We start from the raw sequence: 23,707 nt of genomic DNA on the forward strand, positions 1-23,707 counted from the left end.
GGTGTCGCGCACTTCGCCGGAGGCGGCGTGCGCTCGCCGGTTCCGTTGGGTCCCGCCCGATCCGCCGGGTTCCGTCGCCGAGGAGGGGCGTCGGCCGTCAGCCAAAACGTTTGGTCCCAAATAAATTTCGGCAGGGGTCTTGACGCTGCCTCGACGCGACTGTTTATTTGGGGCCAAACGAAGTGGAGGTCGCGACATGACCCGCGAGTCCGTAGCAGCTGTCGTCGCCGGTGTACCCGTCGACACCCGGCACTGGATCGGCGGCGAGCGCGTCGCCTCCGGTGAGACGTTCACCGACATCTCGCCGGTCGACGGCAGCGTCTTGGGGGAGATCGCCCGGGGTACCGCGATGGAGGCCGCCGCGGCGGTCGCCGCCGCCAAGGCCGCCTTCCCCGGCTGGGCCGCCACCCCGCGCCCCGAGCGCGCCCGCATCCTGCACGCCATCGCCGAGGGGGTCGAGAAGCGGCTCGAAGAGCTGGCCATCGTCGAGACCACCGACAACGGCGCCCTCCTGCGCTCCCACCGCCGCGGCGTCATGCCCCGCGTCGCGCACAACTTCCGCTTCTTCGCCGACTGGCTGCTGAAGCTGGAGCACGAGGACTTCGAGACCCGCGGTCACACCAACCACGTCAGCTGGGACCCGGCCGGCCCCTGCGTGCTGATCACACCGTGGAACGCACCGCTGATGCTCGCCACGTGGAAGGTGGCCCCGGCGCTGGCGGCGGGAAACACGGTCGTCCTCAAGCCGGCCGAGTGGTCTCCGCTGACCGCCTCGCTGCTGGCCGACATCGCGGCCGAGGCCGGGCTTCCGGCCGGTGTTCTGAACGTGGTGCAGGGCTATGGCTCGGAGATCGGCGACGCGCTCACCTCGCACCCGGATGTGCGCCGGATCAGTTTCACCGGCTCCGTCGCGACCGCGCAGCGGATCGCCGCGTCGGCCGCCGCCAACCTCACGCCTCTGAGCCTGGAGCTGGGTGGCAAGTCCCCGCTGCTGGTCTTCGCCGACGCCGACCTGGACCTGGCCGTCGACCTGGCGGTGGAGCAGTACGACAACGCAGGGCAGGTATGCCTCGCCGCGACCCGCATTCTGGTCGAGGAGACGATCGCGGAGGAGTTCACCCGCCGCTTCGTCGACAAGGTGTCCCAGCTGAAGCAGGGCGACCCGCGGGACGAGGCCACCGACATCGGCCCCACCATCCACCCCCGCCAGCTGGAGAAGATCGACGGCTTCGTGCAGCGGGCAGTGGAGGCCGGCGCCCGCGCGGTCATCGGCGGACACCCCAAGGAGGGGCAGTACTACGCGCCGACCCTCCTCACCGGCGTCGTCCAGAGTTCCGAGATCGTCCAGGAGGAGGTCTTCGGCCCAGTCCTGACGCTCCAGACCTTCACCGGTGAGGAGGAGGCGGTCCGGCTCGCCAACGACACCCGCTTCGGGCTGGCCGCCACCGTCGCCACGAGCGACCGAGAGCGTGCCCAACGCATCACCGCGCGGCTGGTCGCCGGAACCGTCTGGGTCAACTGCTTCTTCGTCCGCGACCTGAAGGCGCCCTTCGGCGGCTCCCGCCACTCGGGCGTGGGCCGCGAGGGCGGCACTTGGAGCTTCGACTTCTACTGCGACGTCAAGAACACCGTCACCGCACCGAACGGATGGAAGCACCATGGGTGAGATCGTCGGGGCGGGCCTGCTCGCCCACGTCCCCACCATCGTGCTCCCGGAGGAGACCCGGCGGGAACTGAACGGGGGCAAGGAAATCACCCTCGTCACCGGCCTGAGGCAGCTCCGCAAGGACGTCTTCGAGCGCGATGCCGCCAACGAATACGACACCGTCGTCGTCCTCGACTCCCACTGGGCCACGACCGTCGAGTTCGTCGTCACCGCACAGCCCCGCCGGGCCGGCCTGTTCACCTCCGAGGAACTGCCGCGCGGCATGTGCCGCATGCCGTACGACTTCCCCGGAGACCCGGAACTCGCCCACAGTATCGCGTCGTTCGCGGACAGGCACGGCACGTTCATCACCGCGATCGACGACGCGTACCTGCCGATCTACTACGCGACCGTCAACCTGTGGAAGTTCCTGGGTGAGGGCCTGCCGGACAAGCGGTGGGTGACGATCGGCGTCTGCCAGACCGGTGACATGGAGGACCACCTACGCCTCGGCCGGGCGCTGGCCGACGGCATCGCCGCCACCCCGGGACGCCGGGTCCTGCTCATCGCCTCCGGAGCGCTCTCGCACACCTTCTGGCCGCTGCGTGAGATCCGTGAGCACGAGGCCAGCGACCCGGCGCACATCTTCACGCCCGAGGCGCGCGCGGCGGACGAGGAGCGGATCGCCTGGTTCAAGGAGGGCCGCCACGACCGGGTCCTGGACACCATGGACGCGTTCTGGAAGCACAAGCCCGAGGCCAAGTTCTTCCACTACCTGATGATGGCCGGCGCACTCGGCGAGCGGGCGTGCACGGCCAGGGCCCGCCAGTACGGCGAGTACGAGAACTCGGTCGGCACCGGTCAGGCCCACCTCTGGTTCGACCGCCCCGCCGACGGCTGGACCGGCACCGGCCTGTCCGCCGCGCGCACCCCTCACAGCCGTATCTAGGAGCCCTTCATGCCCGAGTACCGCCGCGTCCTCCTCGACGGCGTCGCCGTCCAGGTCACGGTCGACGGGGACGAGCTCGTCGCCGGGGACGGCCGTCGCGTCAGGACCGAGGAGGCCCACCACCTGCCCCCGGTGCTCCCCTCGAAGGTGATCGCCGTCCACCTCAACCACCGCAGCCGCGTCGAGGAGTTCCGGATCGGCCTGCCGGACACCCCGACCTACTTCCACAAGCCGACCTCCGCACTGAACAGCCACAAGGGCGCGATCGTCCGCCCCGAGGGCTGCAAGTGGCTCAACTACGAGGGCGAGGTCGCCATAGTGATCGGGCGGACGGCCCGCAACATCTCCCCGGCCGAGGCGGGGGAGTACATCGCCGGGTACACGATCGCCAACGACTACGGCCTGCACGACTTCCGCGACACGGACGCCGGGTCCATGCTCCGGGTCAAGGGGTCCGACACCCTGTGCCCGCTCGGTCCCGGCCTGGTCACCGACTGGGACTTCCACGGCAAGCGGCTGCGCACCTACGTCAACGGCACGGTCGTCCAGGACGGCTCGACCGACGAGATGACGTGGGACATGCACTACCTCGTCGCCGACATCGCCCGCACCATCACCCTGTGCCCCGGCGACGTCCTGCTGTCCGGCACCCCCGCCAACTCCCGTCCCGTGCAGCCCGGCGACGTCGTCGAGGTGGAGGTCGAGGGACTGGGCAGACTCACCAACCACGTCGTCACCGGCCCCACCGCCGTCCGCACCGACGTCGGCGCCCAGCCCACCGAGTCCGAGGAAGTGCTCTCGACCGCCCTGGGCGGCGACTGGGAGTTCCGCGGCATCCGCCCGCCCAGGCGCTGAGCCCCGACCGCGTCCATACACACCGATCGAGGAAGAGGGACGGAATGGATCTGAACAAGTGGCTGGCCTCGGCGGTCGCGTCGAACGCCGAGTGGGCGAAGACCTTCGGCGCCTTCGACCCGCACCCGGCACTGGCCGTCGACGACAACCGGTTCGCCGCCGCGTTCGAGGTCTTCACCGAGCGGCTGAAGGACAACTACCCGTTCTTCCACCCCCGCTACGCGGGCCAGATGCTCAAGCCGCCCCACCCGGCGGCAGTGGTGGGGTACCTGACCGCGATGCTGATCAACCCGAACAACCACGCCCTGGACGGTGGCCCGGCCACCGCCACGATGGAGCGGGAGGTGGTCCAGCAGCTGGCCACGATGCTCGGCTACGACACCCACCTGGGGCACTTGACCACCAGCGGCACCATCGCCAACCTCGAAGCGCTGTTCGTGGCGCGCGAACTACACCCGGGCAAGGGTGTCGCGTACAGCACGGAGGCCCACTACACGCACGGCCGGATGTGCGGGGTTCTCGGGGTGGAAGGCTTCCCCGTCCCCACCGACGACCTCGGCCGCATGGACCTCGACGCGCTGGACGAACTGCTGCGCGGCGGCCGGGTCGGCACGGTCGTGCTCACCGCCGGTACGACCGGGCTCGGCGCCGTCGAGCCGGTCCACGAGGCGCTGGCGCTGCGTGAGCGTTACGGCGTGCGGATCCACGTCGACGCCGCCTACGGCGGATTCTTCACCCTGCTGGCCGGCGCGGACGGCCCCGAGGGTCTGCCTGCGGAGCCCTGGCAGGCCGTCGCCCAGGCCGATTCCATCGTGGTGGACCCGCACAAGCACGGCCTCCAGCCCTACGGCTGTGGCCTGGTCCTCTTCCGCGACCCCTCGGTCGGCCGGTTCTACCTGCACGACTCGCCGTACACGTACTTCACCTCCGAGGAACTGCACCTGGGCGAGATCAGCCTGGAGTGCTCCAGGGCGGGTGCGGCGGCTGCCGCGCTGTGGCTGACCTTCCAGTTGCTGCCGCCCACCCGTGACGGGCTGGGCCAGGTGCTGGCAGCCGGCCGGCGGGCGGCGCTGCGCTGGGCGGAACTGATCGAGGGTTCCGAGCACTTCGAGCTCTACCAGCCGCCGCAGCTGGACATCGTCGGCTACTTCCCGCTGACCGCGGGCACCGCCCTCTCGGCGATCGACGCGGCCAGCAACCGGATCCTGCGGGAAGGGATGACCGACACCGAGGACCCGGTCTTCCTCAGCACCCTCCGCGTGGGCGCCGAGCGCTTCACCACCCGCCACCCGAAGATCAACGCCGACGCCGACAGCGCGCGCATCCTGCGCAGCGTGCTGATGAAGCCCGAATCCGAAACCTACGTCGAGCAGCTGCACCAGCGGCTGGAGCAGCTCGCCCGCTCCTGACCGCCCCGCGCGTCACCGGCTCACCGCAGCCCGGCCGACGGTGATCCGCCAAGTCGGGCGCTCGATTCGAACCTCACGCTACGGCGGACCTCTCTCCGCCCGCCGCGTCTGTCGCGCAGACGGCGTATCCACCCCTGCTGATCTCTCTGGAGCTGACGACATGGCCCGCGTCCGTGGCTACTTCCACCCCAAGACGGCGACGGGTGCCTCGTCGCTGATCCCCTCCCCACCATGGCACTACTCCGGCGACCTGCTCACCGTCGAGTACCGCACCGACCCGGCCCGGGTACGCGAGCTGCTGCCCGAGCCTCTGGAGCTCGCCGACGAGGACCCCGGCGCGGTCGCGCTGATCTGGGCCGACTGGCAGTCGTGCTCGGCATCCGGCGCCGAGCTGCTGGATCCGGTGCTCGCCCAGTACAAGGAGGCGTTCGCCGTAGTCCGCTGCAGGTATCAGGGCCGGACCTACAGCCGCTGCGTGTACATCTGGGTCGACAAGGACTTCGCCATCGCCCGCGGACTGCACCAGGGCTACCCGAAGAAGCTCGGCTCCATCCACCAGAGCCGCCCGCACCCCTACGGGCCGGCGCCCCGGATCGAGGCCGGGGCGCGGTTCGGCGCGACCCTCGCCGCCGCCGACCGGCGCCTGGCCCAGGCGGTGGTGACCCTGCGCGAGCCGGCGGAGACGAACGGGTTCGTCAACGCACACCCGATGGCCCACCACCGATGGCTGCCGTCGATCGAGAAGGGAAAGGGTCTCGCCCTGGACGAGCTGATCGAGTCCGGCGCCGCCTCCTTCGAGGGCGGCCGGCCCTGGGTCGGCGACGCCGACCTGGAACTGTTCGAGTCACCCACCGAGGAGCTGGCCCGGCTGGAGATCCGCGAGCCGATCGCCGCGTACTACCGTCAGGTCGGCGTGGTGTGGGACGGCGGCCGGCTGCTCGAATCCGCCACTTCAGGCGCCGAGTGAGAGGCCCGTTCGGAGACCCCCATGCACACCTTCACCCATGAGGAACTGCTGATCCGGGCCGAGAAACTCCGCCTGCCCACCCAGCACCACATCGACGGCCGGGCCGAAAGCGGCAGCGGTGCGACGTTCACCGTCGTCGCCCCCCGCGACGGACAGATCCTCACCCACGTCGCCGACGCGCGCGAGGCCGAGGTCGATCTCGCGGTCGCGGCCGCACGCCGCGCCTTCGACTCCGGCCCCTGGCCGCGCATGGCGCCCGCCGACCGCGGCCGGACCCTGTTGCGGATCGCCGACCTCCTCGAAGAACGACGCGGGGAACTCGCCCTCACGATCAGCCTGGAAATGGGCAAACCGATCACCGAGGCGCACGACATCGAACTGCGCGCCACCATCAGCACCTTCCGCTGGTACGGGCAACTGGCCGACAAGCTCACCGACGAATCCCCGCACACCGCACCCGACACCCTCGCCCTCGTCACACGGGAGCCGGCCGGCGTGGTCGGCGCGGTCGTGCCGTGGAACTTCCCGCTCACCCTGGCCGGCTGGAAAGTCGCCCCGGCCCTCGCCGCAGGCTGCACCGTCGTCCTGAAACCGTCCGAATCGTCCCCGCTGTCGGCCCTGCTGCTGGGCCGCATCGCCACCGACGCAGGACTGCCCCCGGGCGTCCTCAACGTCGTCACCGGCGACGGCCCGACGGCAGGCCGGGCCATCGGCCTGCACCCGGACGTCGACGTCCTGGCCTTCACCGGCTCCACCGCCGTCGGCCGCCACTTCCTGCGCTACGCCGCCGACTCCAACCTCAAACGCGTCTGGCTGGAGCTCGGTGGCAAGTCGCCCAACATCATCCTTCCCGACGCCCCCGACCTGGAGAAGGCCGCCGCCACCGCCGCCTGGGGCATCTTCTTCAACCAGGGCGAGATGTGCACCGCCCCCTCCCGGCTCCTCGTGCACTCCTCCATCGCCGAGCAGGTCACCGACGCAGTGGCCCGGCGGGCACGGGGGCTGAGAGTCGGCGACCCGCTCGACCCGGCCACGGAGATGGGCGCCCTGGTCTCACCAGCCCACCTCGACCGCGTGCACGGCCACATCGTCACCGGCCAGGCCGAGGGCGCCCGACTGCGCACCGGCGGGGAGCGCACCCTGACCGCCACCGGCGGCAGCTTCCTCCAGCCCACCGTCTTCGACCACGTCGACCCCGGCATGCGGCTGGCCCGCGAGGAGATCTTCGGCCCCGTGCTGTCCATCCTCACCTTCGACGACCTCGACGAGGCGGTACGCCTGGCCAACGCCACCGAATACGGCCTCGCCGCCGGCCTGTGGACCTCCGACCTGTCCACCGCCCACCAGGTCTCCCGCGCCCTGAAGGCCGGCACGGTATGGGTCAACTGCTACGAGGACGGCGACCTCACCGTGCCCTTCGGCGGCATGAAGCAGTCCGGCAACGGACGCGACAAGTCCGTTCACGCCCTGGAGAAGTACACCGAACTGAAAACCACCTGGATCCAGCTGTGACCCGCCCCCTGATAGCCATCCCGGCCCGCTTCTCCGCCACCACCTCAGCGCTGCGGTACGAAGCCGAGGTCAACGCCCGCGCGCTCGTCGAGGCAGTCTGGCGCGCCGGCGGCGAACCGGTGAGCATCCATCCGTCGGACCCCGCCGACACCGACGTCGCCGCCCGGCTCGCCCGCTTCGACGGCGTCCTGCTCCCCGGCGGCGGCGATATCGCCCCGCACCGCTACGGCGCAACCGACCGCCACGACAGCGTCTACGACGTCGACCACCTCCAGGACGCCTTCGACCTCGAAGTAGCCCACCAGGCACTGGAGACGGGGATCCCGTTGCTGGCGATCTGCCGGGGCCTCCAAGTCGTCAACGTCGCCCTCGGCGGCACCCTCCACCAGGACATGGGCGGCCCAAACCACGAGCACCGCCACCTGATACACCCGGTGACCATCCGCCCAGGAACGAGGGCGGCACACGCGGTGGGTGCCGAAAAGGCCGAAGCATCCTGCTACCACCACCAGCGGATCGAGCGCCTGGGCAACGGCCTGACCGTGGCAGCCACCGCCGAGGACGGCACGATCGAAGCCCTCGAACTATCCACCGCGAGCCGCTGGTTCACTGCCGTGCAGTGGCACCCGGAGGACACCGCGCACAGTGACCCAGCCCAGCAAGGACTGTTCGACACTCTGGTGTGCATGGCCATGGCCGTCCCCGGTTGAGCAACCCGGACAGCACACCGGCGACCCCGGCCCGACCCTGCCGATCGCAATCCGCCCTCGACCCGCGCCGCCGGCTCGCCGTTCCCCACCACCGACGCACGCTCCACATGATCGTGGGAGATCGCGAAGCCGCTGATCCCGCGATCGAAGGTACCGCCACAGGGTGGCGGGACGCAGAACACACCTGATGGGACGCTTTTCGCAGGTGTCCAGGCCGGCCTTCACAGCCCGATCTTGGACTCCATATTCGCGAGCCGGGCAGCGACGGAACTGGTTACTGTTGCCCGCATGCCGCCGCTGTCTCTTTCCCCGCTTCGACTCGCTCCGCGTGATATCGCCGAGGTTGTTGGCATCTACGCGTCCAACCCCGAGTACGGCCGTACCTCTGGCGAGTACGACGCCGAGCACATCCAGGCCCATCAGGTGGAAGCCGAAATGCGCGAGGACACGAGCACCGGTCGGTTCGACGTCCTGCTTTCCCGAGACATCGAAGGCCAAGCGGTGGGCCTGGTCTCCCTTCTGCGCCAGCACCCCGGGGACGGGTATCCATGGATCGGACTGCTGATCGTGCACGGAGACCACCACCGCAAAGGCCGCGGCCGACTGCTGGCGAACCTGGTTGAGGAACGCTTGCGCTCCGAGGGCCGGAACGGCGTCCGCCTCGCAGTTCTTGAGAACAACCCGACAGCCCTGGCCTTCTGGAATTCGCTGGGCTGGCACGAGATCGATCGCCGGCCCGACGCTCAGTACGGTCGACCCTGCACCGTCATGCACAAGCAACTGACCTGATCCCTTTGGAATGACCGGTCCAGCGGTCTCGCCGACGACCGTGAGGTGCGCCTGGCTGTCGACCACCCCGCGCAGGCCGGCACGCATCAACTCCTGCGCGTCGCAGATCAGTACTCCGGCCTCTGTCATGGCGCCCCGCCCCCTGACACGGTCACCCGCTCCCGCGCGCCGGTCAGCTCATGCCCGGACACCGGATGCGGGCGGTCGGGGGTGCGACCACCGGCGTGGACGGCGGTGCACGGGCAGAACGGCTCGACAGCGAGTGTCCGGCCAAGGCCCCGGTCGGCTCCGCTGACGAGAACGATGCTGGTGGACAGGCTCATGAAATCCTCCTGATGGAGTGGGGGGCTGGGGAAGGCATGCCGGCCTCAACGAACGGCCGGCCGGCCGATGTGCTGTGCCGACCGACAGACCGGCCACGTACGCCGGGATCAGCTGATCGGGTCAGATGTGTGGACGGCCTGAGGGGGCGGGCTTCCCAGGCGCATCCCCGGTCGGACGGCGTTCTTCGAACGCGGCGAGTGCGACGACGATCGCGGCGGCGATGACCTCCGCCAGATACGCCGGGGCCGCCAGCGTGAGCATGCCTGCGACGGCCAGGGCGGACAGCGCGACGAGCCGTGACCAGTGCAGGTCGTCGAAGAGGGTCGCCCCGTGCCAGGTCTGCGTGGCGATGAGGAGGGCAGGCCCGCCGAACAGCAACAGGTTCGTGGTGAGACCGGCGTGCTCCACGGGGTGCGCGATGACGCGTTCGTCGGCCACGGCCACGGCGACGTTTCTCAGACAGACCTGCCACCTTCCCCGCGGCCCGGACTGAACCCCGGTGGCGCCCGGTCCGCGCTGATCCACCGCTCGCATGCCCGCAGGACCCGGCAACCATGCTGGTGCGGGTGGCCGGCAGCAGTAAGCCGTTCGGCCAGTGCCTCGATCGCCTCCGGATCGGTCAGCCGCATGTCGACGCAGGTGAGCCGGGCGGTGTCGGGTGCTGCGGGCGTGCCTCCGCGCGGGCTGAACCGGTTGGTGAGGACGAGGAGGCTGCGGTAGTCGCTCACGCCGACGCCGACGCCGATGAGCCCGTCTCCCAGGCGGGCGTAGATCTCCAGCCCGGCAGGTCGCGGTAGAACGGCGTGGTGCGGGTGAGGGCGGCGCCGGTCGCCTTCTGAAGTCGTTCCTGCCGCGGTCGACGAAGAACTGCCGGGATCGCGGACCATATACGGCTGTCCGTCAATGCCGGTCGCGAGTGGGCGAAGAGTCAACGCTGTTTCACCGCGTCCAGGCCAGGTTGTGGGCCGGTTCGTTCGAAGCCTTCCGGCTGTGGTCGGGTCAGGCCGTGGTGCCGGGACAGATGGGACGGTTGCGCAGTGCCGTCCCGGACGGGGGCCTGACTCATGAGATCTATGACCGGTGTGTCCAGCAACTGGCTTGTCGACTGCCGTCGCGGGATGGCGCCTGCAGGTACCGAGCCACAGGGCGTTCCCAATAGGGGCCTTGCCGATCTTCAGGCGCCGTCACGGTTTCAGACCGCCCGAGCGGGCCGGTGCCATCCACTCGGCACGTCACCGCATGGGAGACGAACCACGATGTAGTCCAGACAATGCAGTACCTCCTCCACCAGGACGGACCCATCCATTCCGGGCGAGGTCGTCCTGGGCGTGGACACTCACGGCGAAGTTCATGTCGCCGCCATTGTCTCCCCGCTGGGGAAGGCCCTGGGCACTGAGTCCTTTCCGGCCACGGCGGACGGCTACCGTCGGCTGCTCGTCTGGGCCCGCAAGGCGGGGACGGTGCGCCGGGCCGGCGTGGAGGGCACCGGCACCTTCGGCGCGGGCCTGTCCCGCTACCTGCTGGCCCAGCAGATTCAGGTCTTCGAAGTGAACCGGCCCGACCGTTCGGCCCGCCGGCTGCTCGGGAAGTCGGACCCGCTCGACGCTCAGGCCGCCGCGCGGGCCGTGTTCAGCGGTCGTGCCCGGGCCCGGGCCAAGTCCGGCGACGGTCCGGGACTCCGCGGTCAAGGCCCGCACCCAGGCGATCAACCAGCTCAAAGCCGTCCTGGTCATCGCCGTTCCCGCACTGCGGGAACGACTGTCCAGCTTTGGGTAACCGCGAGCTGCTCCGCACCTGCGCACGCCTCGGGCCAGGCGACGGCGAGGAAGGCGAGAACGCGGTGGTCCAGGCCACCTATATGACTCTGAGAATGCTCGCGAAGCGGATCGAACAGCTCACCGGGCAGATCAATGAGCTGAACCAGCGCCTGACCCAGCTCGTCGAACACCACGCCCCACAGCCACTCGCCCCGGTGGGCATCGGCCCGGACAGCGCAGTCACCTTGCTGATCACCATGGGAGACAACCCCGAGCGGCTGAACACCGAGGCATCCTTTGCTGCCCTTTGCGGAGTCAGCCCCATCGAGTACTCCTCTGGCCAGCGGAGCACGCGCCGGCTCAACCACGGCGGAGACCGCCAGGCCAACGCTGCCCTGCACCGCATCGTGTTCACCCGCCTGCGCCACGACCCGCGCACCCAGGCGTACTACGAACGCCGCACCCAGGAGGGCAAGACCCGACGCGAGATCATCCGATGCCTCGAGCGATACGCGGCCCGCGAGGTCTTCAACCTGGTCAGACCGGTTTCCCGCGCCCCCGCGTTATAGGGGCGTGTGACAGCGCCTGTGACAGGCCGGTGATAGGACATGGCCGCGCTGCGGAGCATGCCAGCGGGGCCTCTGCCCGGAGCCACGAGACGCAGCCCCACCGGAGTGCTCCGGTGGGGCTGCGTCTCGAGCTCGACTGTGCTTGCGTGCATGACGGGCTCGGCTTCTCATGCATTTCGTGTTCCTGTGCTGCGCTCGGCGATGCTGGCTTTGCGATTGCAGCCAGCAAGACGGGACCTGTGAGGCCACGCGGCCCCGCGGGAACCCGGGCGGGCGGATGTGCGACGTCGTGGCCATCGTTGATGCTGCACCCCGTGATGAAACCGGACTTGGTCGTACGTGCCGGGCGTTCTGCGGTGAGAGGGCACAATGGTCGGCATGCGGTGGCTGGGGGAGCGGCTCTGGGGAGGGCGTCGTGAAGTTCAGAAAGCGAACGCTGGAAATGCTTGGCGACCTCATTTGCGGGAATCTCGGTGCGGCTGATCCTCAGGATGGCGCCGATCCTGCATATTTCCCGTATCGCTCGAGCATGTACATCACCGAGTTCTTCGCGGAGCTCGACATGGATTGGGAGCACGACGGTTCGACGCGGCATCGCTGGGTCGCGGGGGTGCTGGAGCAATTGTTGGCGGAGCCGCACGAGGGGCCTGCGCATCCGCCGGAGTCGTTCTGCAGGGTGATCGACCACCTGATGAATCCGGCGGATGCCCTCAATGAGGGTCTCGACCGATCCAATGCCCTGCGCTTGCTGAACAATGCGCTCGCCAGGGAAGGGTTCGAAGCCTTCTACGGGGAGGACAAGCACTGCTACCTGCGGCACATCGGAACGAACACTGTCTCGATGTTGGCCAAGAATCCGCATCGTCCGCTGAGCGTCGCCGAGATGCAGCGGCGTACCGCACTTGCCGCGTTTCTGGACACGTGCAGCGAGGATGCACTCATTGAGGAAGTGCTGCTGCCGCTGTTCCGGCAGCTGGGTTTTCACCGGATCACGGCGGCCGGGCACCGAGACAAGGCGCTGGAGTATGGCAAGGACATCTGGATGAGGTACACCCTGCCGACCCAGCACTTCCTGTACTTCGGCATCCAGGTGAAGCGCGGCAAGCTGGACGCCACCGGAAAGTCCAGGGCGGGCAATGCCAACATCGCCGAGATCCACAACCAGGCCCTGATGATGCTGGCGCACGAGATATTCGACCCCGAGACCAACCGGCGCGTCCTTGTCGACCATGCGTTCATCGTGGCCGGCGGGGAGATCACCAAGGCTGCACGCAACTGGCTGGGCAACGCGTTGGACGCGGCGAAGCGGAGCCAGATCATGTTCATGGATCGCGACGACATCCTGAACCAGTTCGTGGTGACCAATCTGCCGCTTCCCGTAGGTCTGCTGCCAGGCGCGACGCCATCCGGTGGTACCGCGAAAGCGCCCTTCTGATGCTCTCCGGGGGCATCGGCCTCAGGCGGACCGGCGGGTCGTGGCCGCGGATACTGCCGTGAGCAAAGCTGCCTGGGGGCCTGGCCGCGCCCCCCCGTTACGGAGTCCGGGCGGGTTGGCAGCACGAACCAGAGGCTCTTTCCCCGGTTGTGACGGCGGACGCCCCACGCGCCGGCGAGCGCGTCCAGTAGGGGCGTCCCTCGGCCGGACTCGGCCGGATCCTCGACTGCGGTGTCCGGTGTCTGGCTGACCCGTAGGAAACGGCGCATCAGGCAGCTCAGCGACGAGGTCCAGGACGCGCAACCGGTTTGCGATTCGCACCCACTCATCCGTGCGGATACGGCACCGCGCCCACCAAGGCAGCACCCCGGCCCGGGTGGCCGCCGCACGGTGGCCGTGGCTGCCGTCCTGACGAACCTGCGTGGACGGCCGCTGGCACCAATGGGCAGCATGTTCGTGGCCGGAAGGTCAGGGAGTAGGCGTTGAGCGTTGAGCGGGTCAGCTGTGCTTTAAAAAGAGGGCAGCTCCTTCAAGGAGGCGCGCAACATCAGCTGGCCAAGCCGAGAGCGCGCAATCGACTTTTCTCACCCGCGTATGCAAAGGAGGCTCCTTCTACTTGGCCGGGCTCTTCGAGCTGTTTTGGGATCCTGAGCTGTTGCGTGACCAGCCGCTCAAGTCGTGAAGGCGGAAGTGCGCTCAGGCTCCTCCATGCGGCGTTGGGGTGCCGTTGGCAGGGTGAGGACCATGGTGAGGCCGCCGCCGGGTGTGTCCTCGGCGTTGAGGGTGCCGCCGATGGCCTCGGTGAAGCCGCGGGCCACCGCGAGTCCGAGGCCGACGCCGGCGCCGCGCGGGGAGTCGCCGTAGCGCTGGAACGGTTCGAAAATGCGAGGTTTGGCCTCGTCCGGGACGCCGGGGCCGCGGTCCACGACCCGGACCTCCACGCGGTCCGCTATGGCGCTGGCGGAGACGAGGACCGGTTCCCCGGGCGGGCTGTACTTGACCGCGTTCTCGACGACGTTGGCGACCGCGCGTTCCAGCAGGCCACGGTCGACGTCGACCATGGGCAGCGTCTCCGGGATGTCGAGGTCGACGCTGTCCTCGGGTACGCCGCCGAGCGCCATGGGGATGACCTCGTCGAGGTCGGTCTCGCGGATGATCGGTGTGACGGTGCCGGTCTGGAGGCGGGACATGTCGAGCAGGTTGCCGACGAGGTGGTCGAGGCGGTCGGCGCCCTCCTCGATGGCTGCCAGGAGCTCTGCCTGATCGGCGTCGGACCATTCCACGTCGTCCGAGCGCAGGGACGTGACGGCGGCCTTGATGCCGGCGAGTGGGGTGCGCAGGTCGTGGCTGACGGCGGCGAGCAGGGCGGTGCGGATGCGGTTGCCCTCGGCCAGGGCCTTCGCCTCGTCGGCCTCCTGCTGCAGGCGCTGGCGGTCCAGCACGACGGCGGCCTGGGCGGCGAAGGCGGCCAGTACCCGGCGGTCTTCGGCAGGCAGGACACGGCCGGAGAGGGCCAGGGTCAGGTGGTCACCGACCGGGACGTCCACGTCGGCTGCGTCCGGGGTGGCGCAGGGGCGGGGGCCGACGCTGCCGGCGCAGGTCCAGGGAGCGACGTCGTTCTCGCGTTCCAGCAGGGCCGCCGACTCCATGCCGAAGGTCTCGCGGACCCGGTCCAGGAGTGCTTCCAGGGTGGTCTCACCCCGCAGGACGTTGCCCGCGAGGAAGGAGAGGATCTCCGACTCGGCGCGGAGCCGGGCCGCCTGGTGGGTGCGGCGGGCGGCCAGGTCCACGACGGAGGCGACGGAGACGGCGACACCGAAGAATACCGCGATGGCGACGATGTTCTTCGGGTCGGCGATCGTCCAGGTATGCACCGGTGGGGTGAAGTACCAGTTCAGCAGGGCGGATCCGACCACCGCCGAGGTCAGCGCGGGCAGCAGCCCGCCGAGCAGCGCCGCCGCTACCGTCATGGTCAGGAACAGCAGCATGTCGTTGGCCAGGCCGAGGTGCGGCAGCATACTGCTCAGCAGCCAGGTGAGTAGCAGCGGTCCGGCGATGCCGGCCAGCCATCCCCAGATGAGCCGGGCCCGGCCGAGCCGTGCGCCCCTGGCGGCGACGGGCAGTCCTCGTCCCTTGCCCACCTCGTCGTGGGTGATGAGGTGGACGTCGAGGTCGGGGCCGGATTCGCGGGCGACCGTGGCGCCGACGCCGGGTCCGAAAACGTACTGCCAGCCCTTGCGGCGTGAGACGCCGAGGACGATCTGGGTGGCGTTGACGCCGCGTGCGAAGTCGAGCAGGGCGGCGGGGATGTCGTCACCGACCACGTGGTGGAAGGTGCCGCCCAGGTCCTCCACCAGGGTGCGCTGGACCGCCAGTTCCTTCGGGGAGGCGGAGGTCAGGCCGTCGCTGCGGGAGATGTAGACGGCCAGTACCTCACCGCCCGCGCCCTTCTCGGCCAGGCGTGCGGCGCGCCGGATGAGGGTGCGGCCCTCGGGGCCACCGGTGAGCCCGACCACGATCCGCTCGCGGGAGCCCCAGATCTTCGAGACCCGGTGCTGGCTGCGGTATTCGGTCAGGTACTCGTCGACCCGGTCGGCCACCCACAGCAGTGCCAGCTCGCGCAGGGCGGTGAGGTTCCCGGGACGGAAGTAGTTGGACAGGGCAGCGTCGACCTTGTCCGGCTGGTAGATATTGCCATGCGCCATCCGGCGGCGCAGTGCCTCCGGGGACATGTCGACCAGCTCGATCTGGTCGGCTCGCCGGATGACCTCGTCGGGGACGGTCTCCTGCTGCCGTATACCGGTGATGGACTCCACGACGTCACCGAGCGATTCCAGGTGCTGGATGTTGACCGTGGAGATGACGTCGATCCCGGCGGCGAGCAGTTCCTCCACGTCCTGCCAGCGCTTGGCATTGCGTGAGCCGGGGACGTTGGTGTGCGCGAGTTCGTCGACGAGGGCCACCTGGGGGCGGCGGGCGAGGACGGCATCCACGTCCATCTCGGTGAAGACGCTGCCCCGGTACTCGATCTCCTTGCGCGGTACCTGCTCCAGGCCGTGCAGCATCACCTCGGTACGCGACCGGCCGTGATGCTCCACGAAGGCCACGACGCAGTCGGTGCCCCGCTCCACTCGGCGGTGCGCCTCGGACAACATCGCGTAGGTCTTGCCGACGCCGGGTGCCGCGCCGAGATAGATCCGGAGCTTGCCGCGTGCCATGTTCACCCTTCGAAGCGGTAGCCCATGCCGGGCTCGGTCATCAGATAGCGGGGATGTGCGGGGTCTGCTTCCAGTTTGCGCCGCAGCTGGGCCATGTAGACGCGCAGGTAGTTGGTCTTGTTGCTCTGGGTGACGCCCCACACCTCTTGGAGCAGCTGCTTCTGGGTGATGAGTCGGCCGGGGTTGGTCACCAGGATCTCCAACAGGTGCCACTCGGTCGGGGTCAGCCGTACGTCCCGCCCGTCCCGTACGGCCTTCTTGGCCAGCAGGTCGAGAGTGAAGTCCTCGGTCTCGACCAGCGTCGTCTCAGGGACGAGCGGGGTGTCCTCGGTACGGCGGACGGCGGCGCGCAGCCGGGCCAGGAGTTCGTTCATGCTGAACGGCTTGGTGACGTAGTCGTCGGCGCCTGCGTCGAGGGCCGCTACCTTCTCGTCGGACGACTGACGTGCGGACAGGACCATGATCGGGACGCGGGTCCAGCCGCGCAGCCCCTTGATCACGTCGACGCCGTCCATGTCGGGCAAGCCGAGGTCGAGCAGGACCACGTCCGGCTGGCGGGACGCCGCCAGCCGGAGCGCGGTGGCGCCGTCGGGGGCCGCGTCCACGCCGTAGTGACGTGCCTGCAGGTTGATCACGAGGGCCCGTACGAGCTGCGGGTCGTCCTCCACCACGAGCACCCTGGTCATGGGTGTGTGCCTCTCCTGTCGTCATGACAGCGGGAGTCGGCAGCCCCGGGATCTTCTCCTGGCCGCCGGCTCCCACGCATGTCGCTGTCATCCCATCATTGCTTCGATGCGAGGTCCTTGAGCGCGATGTTGAGCGCCAGGACGTTGACGTGCGGCTCACCCATGAATCCGAATGTGCGGCCGTCGGTGTGTTCCTTGACCAGCTTCTGCACCTGGGCGACGGGCAGGCCGTTCGCCTTGGCCACGCGGCCCACCTGGATGTCCGCGTAAGCCGGGGAGATGTCCGGGTCGATCGCTGAGGCGGAGCCGGTCACCGCGTCCTTGGGCACCTCGGACTGAGGCACGCCGTTGAACTCGGCGACCTGCTTCTCCGCGCCCTTGACCATCTGCACCAGCTTGGGGTTACTGGCGCTGAGCTGGCTGGAACCGGTGGTCAGCGGATCGTAGTTGCTGTTGGACGGCCGGGGCTGGAACCACTTGGGGTCCGGCTTGTCGGTGCCCTTGATGTTCCAGCTCTGACCGATCAGCTTCGAGCCGACCACCTTGCCGTCGACCTCGACCATCGAGCCGTTGGCCTTGCTATGGAAGGCCGCCTGGCCGATGCCGGTGACGAGGAGGGGGTAGGCGACGCCGGTCACGACGGTGAGGACGAGCAGCATGCGCAGGGCGGCCCACACCATGCGGCCGGTGTTCACAAAGGAGTTGTTCATGTCCTTCACCCGATCCCGGGGATGAGCGAGATGAGAAGATCGATGAGCTTGATGCCGATGAACGGCGCGATCAGGCCGCCCAGGCCATAGATCCCGAGGTTGCGCCGCAGCATCTTGTCAGCGCTCATCGGCCGGTAGCGCACGCCCCTCAGGGACAGCGGGACCAGCGCGATGATGATCAGTGCGTTGAAGACGACCGCGGAGAGGATCGCGGAGTTCGGGCTGGACAGATGCATGATGTTCAGCTTGTCCAGGCCCGGGTAGACCGTCGCGAACAGCGCCGGGATGATCGCGAAGTACTTGGCGACGTCGTTGGCGATGGAGAACGTCGTCAGCGCGCCCCGGGTGATGAGGAGTTGCTTGCCGATCTCGACGATCTCGATGAGCTTGGTCGGGTTGGAGTCGAGGTCGACCATGTTGCCGGCCTCTTTGGCGGCCGACGTTCCGGTGTTCATCGCCACGCCGACGTCCGCCTGGGCTAGGGCCGGGGCGTCGTTCGTGCCGTCACCGGTCATCGCGACGAGCTTGCCGCCGGCCTGCTCCCGCTTGATGAGGGCCATCTTGTCCTCGGGGGTGGCCTCGGCGAGGAAGTCATCGACGCCCGCCTCCTCGGCGATCGCCTTGGCGGTCAGCGGGTTGTCGCCCGTGATCATGACGGTCTTGATGCCCATGCGGCGCAGTTCCTCGAACCGCTCCCGCATGCCTTCCTTGACGACGTCCTTCAGGTGGATGACCCCCAGGACGCGGGCGCCCTTGTCGTCATGGACGGCGACCAGCAGGGGCGTGCCGCCCGCCTCGGAGATCCGGTCGGTCAGCTCCTGGGCGCCCTCGGCAACGGTGCCGCCCTGCTCCTTGACCCAGGCGATGACCGAGGCGGTTGCGCCCTTGCGGATCTTGCGGCCGTCGACGTCCACACCCGACATGCGGGTCTGGGCGGTGAACTCGATCCACTCGGCGCCGACCAGCTCGCCCTGGTGCCGCTCGCGCAGCCCGTACTTTTCCTTGGCCAGGACGATGACGGAACGGCCCTCGGGGGTCTCGTCCGAGAGGGAGGACAGCTGGGCGGCGTCGGCCACCTCCGCCTCCGTCGTCCCGCGCACCGGCACGAACTCCGCCGCCTGCCGATTGCCGAGGGTGATGGTGCCGGTCTTGTCCAGCAGCAGGGTGGAGACGTCACCGGCGGCCTCGACCGCACGCCCGGACATGGCGAGCACATTGCGCTGCACCAACCGGTCCATGCCCGCGATGCCGATCGCGGACAGCAGGGCGCCGATCGTGGTGGGAATCAGACAGACCAGCAGCGCCACCAGGACGACCATGCTCAGCTGGGCGTGCGCGTAGTCGGCGAACGGCGGCAGGGTGGCCACCGCCAGCAGGAACACGATGGTCAGCGACGCCAGCAGGATGTTCAGCGCGATCTCGTTGGGCGTCTTCTGCCGGGCCGCACCCTCGACCAGGTTGATCATCCGGTCGATGAACGTCTCGCCGGGCTTCGTCGTGATCCTGATGACGATCCGGTCGGACAGCACCTTCGTACCGCCCGTGACCGCCGAGCGGTCGCCGCCGGACTCTCGGATGACGGGCGCGGACTCGCCGGTGATCGCCGACTCGTCCACGGACGCGACGCCCTCGACGACGTCACCGTCGCCGGGGATGATGTCGCCGGCCTCGCAGACCACCAGGTCCCCGATGGTCAACTCGGTGCCGGGGACCTGCTCCTCGGAGCCGTCCGCGAGCAGCCGGCGGGCGACGGTGTCGGTCTTGGCCTTGCGCAGGGTGTCGGCCTGCGCCTTGCCCCGGCCCTCGGCGACCGCCTCCGCCAGGTTGGCGAAGATCACCGTCAGCCACAGCCAGGCGCTGATGGTCCAGCCGAACCAGTCGGTGGGCTCCTTGAAGGAGAACACCGTGGTCAAGACGGAGCCGACGAGGACCACGAACATCACGGGAGACTTGACCATCACACGCGGGTCGAGCTTGCGGAAGGCGTCTGGTAGCGACTTGACCAGCTGCTTGGGGTCGAACAGTCCGCCGCCGACACGGCCTTCGGGCGCCTTGTGCCCGGTCGGCGCGTCCTGGTGGGGCGCGAGGGTGGGAGTGGACATCGAGTCCTGCTTCTTGATTTCTGTCTTCTGCGTGTTGGTGGTCATCACGCCAACCCTTCGGCCAGCGGGCCCAGCGCGAGGGCCGGGAAGAACGTCAGACCGGTGATGATCAGGATCGCGCCCACCAGCAGGCCGGTGAACAGGGGCTTCTCGGTGCGCAGGGTGCCCGCGGTGGCTGGGATCGGCTGCTGCTCGGCGAGCGAGCCGGCCAGCGCCAGCACGAACACCATGGGCACGAAGCGGCCGAGCAGCATGCACAGGCCGAGCATCGTGTTGTGGTATTCGGTGTTCGCGGCGAATCCGGCGAAGGCCGAACCGTTGTTGTTGGACGCGGAGGTGTAGGCGTACAGCACCTCGGAGAAGCCGTGCGCACCAGAGTTCAGCATCGACGACTGGCCCTTGCCCACCGCCATCGCCAGAGCCGCGCCGATCAGCACCAGGGCCGGAGTGACCAGGATGTAGGCGGCGGCCAGCTTCATCTCGCGGGCGCCGATCTTCTTACCCAGGTACTCGGGCGTACGGCCGACCATCAGGCCGGCGATGAACACCGCGATGATCGCCATGATCAGCATGCCATAGAGGCCGGAGCCGGTGCCGCCGGGCGCGATCTCGCCGAGCATCATGCCGAGCAGCAGCACACCGCCGGACAGCCCGCCGAAGGAGTCGTGGAAGGAATCCACAGAGCCGGTCGACGTCATGGTCGTGGAGACCGCGAACGCCGAGGAGTTGCCCTCGCCAAAGCGCTGCTCCTTGCCCTCCATCGCGCCGCCCGCCAGCTGTGAGGCGGTGCCCGGGTGGGCGTACTCCAGCCAGGTCACGGCGACCACGGCGAGGAACCAGATGATGCCCATCGCGGCGAGGATCGCGTAGCCCTGCTTGACCGAGCCGACCATCTTGCCGAAGGTGCGCGGCAGCGAGAAGGGGATCACCAGGAGCAGGAAGATCTCCAGCCAGTTGGTGAAGCCGTTGGGGTTCTCGAAGGGGTGCGCGCTGTTGGCGTTGAAGAAGCCGCCGCCGTTGGTGCCCAGGTCCTTGATGGCCTCCTGCGACGCCACCGCGCCTGGGCTGATGGCCTGCTTCTGGCCGGTGAGGGTGGTGATGTGGTGGATGTCGCCGAAGTTCTGGATGGCACCGCAGGCGATCAGGACTACGGCCGCGATCACGGAGAGCGGGATCAGGATCCGGACGATGCAGCGCACCAGGTCCGCCCAGAAGTTGCCCAGGTCGCCGGTGCGGGACCGGGCGAAGCCGCGCACCAGCGCGACCGCGACCGCGATACCGACGGCCGCCGACACGAAGTTCTGCACGGCCAGACCCATCGTCTGGGTGACGTGGCTCATCGCCACCTCGCCCGAGTACGACTGCCAGTTCGTGTTGGACACGAAGGACGCGGCCGTGTTGAACGCCTGGTCCGGGCTGATCGGCTGGAAGCCGAGCGACAGCGGCAGCTTGTCCTGCACCCGCTGGAGCAGGTACAGGAACAACACGCTGACGGCGGAGAAGAACAGCACCCCGCGCAGGTAGGCAGGCCAGCGCATCTCGGCGTCGGGGTTGGCTCCCACCGAGCGGTATATCCACCGCTCGACGCGCAGGTGCTTCCTGGACTGGAAGACGGCGGCCATGTAGTCGCCGAGGGGACGGTGCACCAACGCGAGCGCGCCGATCAGCGCGGTCACGAAGAGCACGTCAGCAAGTACGGGACCCATGTCGCGGCTCAGAACCTCTCCGGGAAGATCAGGGCGAGGACGAGGTAACCCAGCAGGGCGACGGCCACGACCAGGCCGACGACGTTTTCGGCGGTCACAGCTTCGTCACCCCCCGGGCGACGAGAGCCACCAGCGCGAAGACCGCGACGGTGATGGCGACGAAGGCCAGATCGGCCATCGTGAACTCCTGAAGAGGTTCGGGGGTGGAACATGGACGCTTAGAGGTAACCGCCTGTCCGGCGGGATCTGGTCGTTCGTTGACGGCCCTCTTACGGCCGCACCCACGGGTTTGACGGAACTCTTACGGCCGGTGGTCCCTACCGGTGGGTTCCGTGGCGCGTGAGCAGCATCGAGGACCCGTGCGGTCCGAGGGCTTGCGCGGCCGCCCTCAATTTGAAGAGATCGATCTCAACGCTTCCGTCGACGCCTGCCCCGGCCCGCTGCCGCTCCCGCGGTTGTCGTTTCCCTCTCCGGGCCGGGGCGATCGGCTGCGACCACCAAGGCCGCCAACAGCGTCGTGACCGGTACCGAGGCGACCAGGCCGATCGAGCCGACCAGCGTGCGGACGATCTCCTCGGCCACCAGCTCGCTGTTGGCGACCGTGCCCACGCCGCTCTGGGCGATCGAGAACAGGAGCAGCAGCGGCAGGGCGGCACCGGCGTAGGCGAGGACGAGGGTGTTGACCACGGAGGCGATGTGGTCGCGGCCGATGCGGATGCCTGCCCGGTACAGTCCTCGCCAACCCATCGAGGGGTTGGCGTCGTGCAGCTCCCAGACGGCCGATGTCTGGGTCACGGTGACGTCGTCGAGTACGCCGAGGGAGCCGATGATGACGCCGGCGAGCAGCAGACCGCTCATGTCGAGCTTCGGGTAGAGGCCGTGGATCAGGCCGGTGCTGTCGTCCGTGTTGCCGGTGAGGGCGGCCCAGCCGATGAACGCCGAGCCCAGGATGCCGATCAGCGCCAGCGAGAGCAGGGTGCCGAGCACCGCCACCGAGGTGCGGGCCGACAGGCCGTGGCACATGTACAGGGCGATCAGCATGATGGCGCTCGAGCCGACCACCGCTACGAGCAGTGGATTCGAGCCTTGCAGGACCGCGGGCAGGATGAAGAAGTTCAGCACCATGAAGCTGATGGCGAGCGCCACCAGCGCCATCACGCCGCGCAGCCGGCCCACCACTACGACGGCGAGTGCGAAGATGCCGGCGAGCAGGCCCATCGGGAAGCGGCGGTTGACGTCGGCGACCGAGTACTGCAGGTCCTTGGGTGCGGAGGGTTCGTAGGCGGACACGACCTTCTCGCCCTGGTGGAGCTGTCGCGCCTGGTCGGGCTGCACGATCTCGGTGAAGGTGCGTCCCTTGTCCTTGCCGGTGTCGACCCGGATCGTGGCCTTGTGGCAGGTGCCGTTCGCCTCTTGCTGCGCCGAGTTGCCCTCGGCGGTGGAGGTGTCGCCGGTGGGGGTCTCGCCGGAGGCGTTCACCGACTTGCAGCTCACCTCGAGGACCTTGGTGACCGTGGCCTGCTGGGTCTGCTGGTCGAAGCCGACGCCGGTGCGTTTGTGCGGCGGGGCTTCGCCCGGCCACAGCACGACGAGCCCCACCACGACGGCGGCGGTGAAGGGGATCAGGATTGCCGCGATGACTTTGCGCAGGTGCCGGGAGACGGGGGCGGCGGGGCCGTGGCCGTGGCTGTGTCCGTGGGCGTGCGCGTGTCCATGGCCTTCGGCGCTCGCTCCGGGGCCGTGTCCGGCGCCAGCCGCTGGTGCGTGTCCGTGGCCCATCTCTTGAGAGGGAGAGAGGAGGTGGCCCGCGCCGGCATCGGGTCCGTAGCCGGGGTGAGGTATCGACTCGGGAGGATTCCCGTACCCGTAGTCGTGGCCGTACTCGCTCGCCCGATCGCCTCTGGGTCGGGGCGGTTCGCCGACCCGGTTCTGTCTCCGGCGCTCTGCCGGTCAGCGGTTCCCATGCCGTCTCCCTCGCGGTTGTCCGTGCCCCCTCCGGAGCCGGTCCTGCGCGGCGGCTCTGGGGAAGAGTACGGGAACGGCTGTGCCGTGGTATCAGTCCGAGGAGCGCCAGAAGATCGAGCGTTCTGCTCCCTGTGCCTGGATCATGAACCTCTTCACCGGCCGCATTTTCCGCATCCGCCCCCGGAGTGCGTGCCGGGAAACTCCCGTCGCCATTGGGGGAGCACGGCTCCTCTACGCGTGTGTGGTAGGGCGCGAAGGGGCGTGGCCGGGCCGTAGATCCGTTCACTCTCGGGGCTGAGAGCCCTTGCGGTGCGTTCCAACGCAGGTAGCCAGAAGCGGCGCGGCGGTGCGCGCCCGGCTGACGTCATGTGGCTCGTCGAGGGTGTCGCAGGCGCTGGG

General features: G+C 68.9%; 19 protein-coding genes and 1 pseudogene. 12 read left to right on the plus strand and 8 right to left on the minus strand.

The features are described from left to right. Positions 1 to 196 precede the first annotated feature (196 nt). The 9 genes and pseudogenes from ACIQVT_RS20435 to ACIQVT_RS20475 all read left to right on the plus strand — a co-directional run bounded on the left by ACIQVT_RS20435 (position 197) and on the right by ACIQVT_RS20475 (position 8,836). Complete coding sequence (locus ACIQVT_RS20435; protein WP_403755336.1) at positions 197 to 1,666, plus strand: aldehyde dehydrogenase; 1,470 nt, start codon at positions 197 to 199, stop codon at positions 1,664 to 1,666. Further along, positions 1,659 to 2,594: a 3,4-dihydroxyphenylacetate 2,3-dioxygenase gene (locus ACIQVT_RS20440; RefSeq protein WP_403755339.1), complete on the plus strand. Its 936-nt coding sequence runs from the start codon at positions 1,659 to 1,661 to the stop codon at positions 2,592 to 2,594. Before ACIQVT_RS20435 ends, ACIQVT_RS20440 begins: the two co-directional genes overlap by 8 nt. Before the next feature lie 9 nt (positions 2,595 to 2,603). Continuing rightward, entirely contained in the window at positions 2,604 to 3,449 is an 846-nt protein-coding gene (locus tag ACIQVT_RS20445) for a fumarylacetoacetate hydrolase family protein (RefSeq protein WP_403755342.1), read from the plus strand. A gap of 44 nt (positions 3,450 to 3,493) precedes the next feature. Next, entirely contained in the window at positions 3,494 to 4,858 is a 1,365-nt protein-coding gene (locus ACIQVT_RS20450; protein ID WP_403755345.1) for a pyridoxal phosphate-dependent decarboxylase family protein, read from the plus strand. A 160-nt stretch (positions 4,859 to 5,018) separates the two neighbouring features. After that, positions 5,019 to 5,825 (plus strand): acetoacetate decarboxylase family protein, encoded by an 807-nt coding sequence (locus ACIQVT_RS20455; RefSeq protein ID WP_403755348.1) that lies wholly within the window; start codon positions 5,019 to 5,021, stop codon positions 5,823 to 5,825. A gap of 21 nt (positions 5,826 to 5,846) precedes the next feature. Beyond that, positions 5,847 to 7,337 carry an aldehyde dehydrogenase gene (locus ACIQVT_RS20460; RefSeq protein WP_403755351.1) on the plus strand — a complete coding sequence of 497 codons (1,491 nt, stop codon included), beginning with the start codon at positions 5,847 to 5,849 and terminating at the stop codon, positions 7,335 to 7,337. Beyond that, entirely contained in the window at positions 7,334 to 8,047 is a 714-nt protein-coding gene (locus ACIQVT_RS20465) for a gamma-glutamyl-gamma-aminobutyrate hydrolase family protein (protein WP_403755355.1), read from the plus strand. The genes ACIQVT_RS20460 and ACIQVT_RS20465 overlap by 4 nt, the downstream gene beginning before the upstream one ends. Positions 8,048 to 8,167: 120 nt before the next feature. After that, positions 8,168 to 8,257 (plus strand): annotated as a pseudogene (locus ACIQVT_RS20470) (IS5/IS1182 family transposase); the annotation flags it as partial. A gap of 78 nt (positions 8,258 to 8,335) precedes the next feature. Next, on the plus strand, positions 8,336 to 8,836 hold the full coding sequence (locus ACIQVT_RS20475) for a GNAT family N-acetyltransferase (RefSeq protein WP_403755358.1): 501 nt from the start codon (positions 8,336 to 8,338) through the stop codon (positions 8,834 to 8,836). Positions 8,837 to 9,280: 444 nt separating this feature from the next. Here the strand turns inward: ACIQVT_RS20475 and ACIQVT_RS20480 are convergent, their stop codons facing one another. Then, positions 9,281 to 9,604, minus strand: coding sequence for a hypothetical protein (locus ACIQVT_RS20480; protein ID WP_403755361.1), 324 nt, complete (start codon positions 9,602 to 9,604; stop codon positions 9,281 to 9,283). Between the two features lie 884 nt (positions 9,605 to 10,488). Here ACIQVT_RS20480 and ACIQVT_RS20485 point away from each other — a divergent pair. From ACIQVT_RS20485 to ACIQVT_RS20495, 3 genes are all read left to right on the plus strand, one after another. Beyond that, a complete protein-coding gene (locus ACIQVT_RS20485; protein WP_403755364.1) occupies positions 10,489 to 11,022 on the plus strand; it encodes a transposase in 534 nt (177 codons plus the stop codon). Next, positions 10,929 to 11,486, plus strand: coding sequence for a transposase (locus ACIQVT_RS20490; RefSeq protein WP_403755367.1), 558 nt, complete (start codon positions 10,929 to 10,931; stop codon positions 11,484 to 11,486). Before ACIQVT_RS20485 ends, ACIQVT_RS20490 begins: the two co-directional genes overlap by 94 nt. A gap of 415 nt (positions 11,487 to 11,901) precedes the next feature. Further along, the gene (locus tag ACIQVT_RS20495; protein WP_403755370.1) at positions 11,902 to 12,921 is read left to right on the plus strand and encodes a hypothetical protein; all 1,020 of its coding nucleotides are present in this window, start codon (positions 11,902 to 11,904) and stop codon (positions 12,919 to 12,921) included. Positions 12,922 to 13,592: 671 nt separating this feature from the next. On the opposite strand, the gene ACIQVT_RS20500 is transcribed toward ACIQVT_RS20495, so the two are convergent. The 7 genes from ACIQVT_RS20500 to ACIQVT_RS20530 form a co-directional block, all read right to left on the minus strand. Further along, positions 13,593 to 16,139 (minus strand): ATP-binding protein, encoded by a 2,547-nt coding sequence (locus tag ACIQVT_RS20500; RefSeq protein WP_403755372.1) that lies wholly within the window; start codon positions 16,137 to 16,139, stop codon positions 13,593 to 13,595. Between the two features lie 2 nt (positions 16,140 to 16,141). Then, positions 16,142 to 16,825 carry a response regulator gene (locus ACIQVT_RS20505; RefSeq protein ID WP_403755375.1) on the minus strand — a complete coding sequence of 228 codons (684 nt, stop codon included), beginning with the start codon at positions 16,823 to 16,825 and terminating at the stop codon, positions 16,142 to 16,144. 95 nt (positions 16,826 to 16,920) lie between these two features. After that, complete coding sequence (kdpC, locus tag ACIQVT_RS20510) at positions 16,921 to 17,535, minus strand: potassium-transporting ATPase subunit KdpC (protein WP_403755378.1); 615 nt, start codon at positions 17,533 to 17,535, stop codon at positions 16,921 to 16,923. A 5-nt stretch (positions 17,536 to 17,540) separates the two neighbouring features. Next, the gene (kdpB, locus tag ACIQVT_RS20515; RefSeq protein WP_403755381.1) at positions 17,541 to 19,682 is read right to left on the minus strand and encodes a potassium-transporting ATPase subunit KdpB; all 2,142 of its coding nucleotides are present in this window, start codon (positions 19,680 to 19,682) and stop codon (positions 17,541 to 17,543) included. Continuing rightward, the gene (kdpA, locus tag ACIQVT_RS20520; RefSeq protein ID WP_403755384.1) at positions 19,682 to 21,343 is read right to left on the minus strand and encodes a potassium-transporting ATPase subunit KdpA; all 1,662 of its coding nucleotides are present in this window, start codon (positions 21,341 to 21,343) and stop codon (positions 19,682 to 19,684) included. Before kdpA ends, kdpB begins: the two co-directional genes overlap by 1 nt. Positions 21,344 to 21,351: 8 nt before the next feature. After that, positions 21,352 to 21,441, minus strand: coding sequence for a K(+)-transporting ATPase subunit F (gene kdpF / locus ACIQVT_RS20525; RefSeq protein ID WP_009326374.1), 90 nt, complete (start codon positions 21,439 to 21,441; stop codon positions 21,352 to 21,354). 310 nt (positions 21,442 to 21,751) lie between these two features. Then, positions 21,752 to 23,122 (minus strand): YibE/F family protein, encoded by a 1,371-nt coding sequence (locus ACIQVT_RS20530; RefSeq protein WP_403755388.1) that lies wholly within the window; start codon positions 23,120 to 23,122, stop codon positions 21,752 to 21,754. Between the last annotated feature and the right edge of the window lie 585 nt (positions 23,123 to 23,707).

The sequence above is a fragment of the Streptomyces sp. NPDC100445 genome (genome assembly GCF_044759735.1).
Lineage (GTDB): Bacteria > Actinomycetota > Actinomycetes > Streptomycetales > Streptomycetaceae > Streptomyces.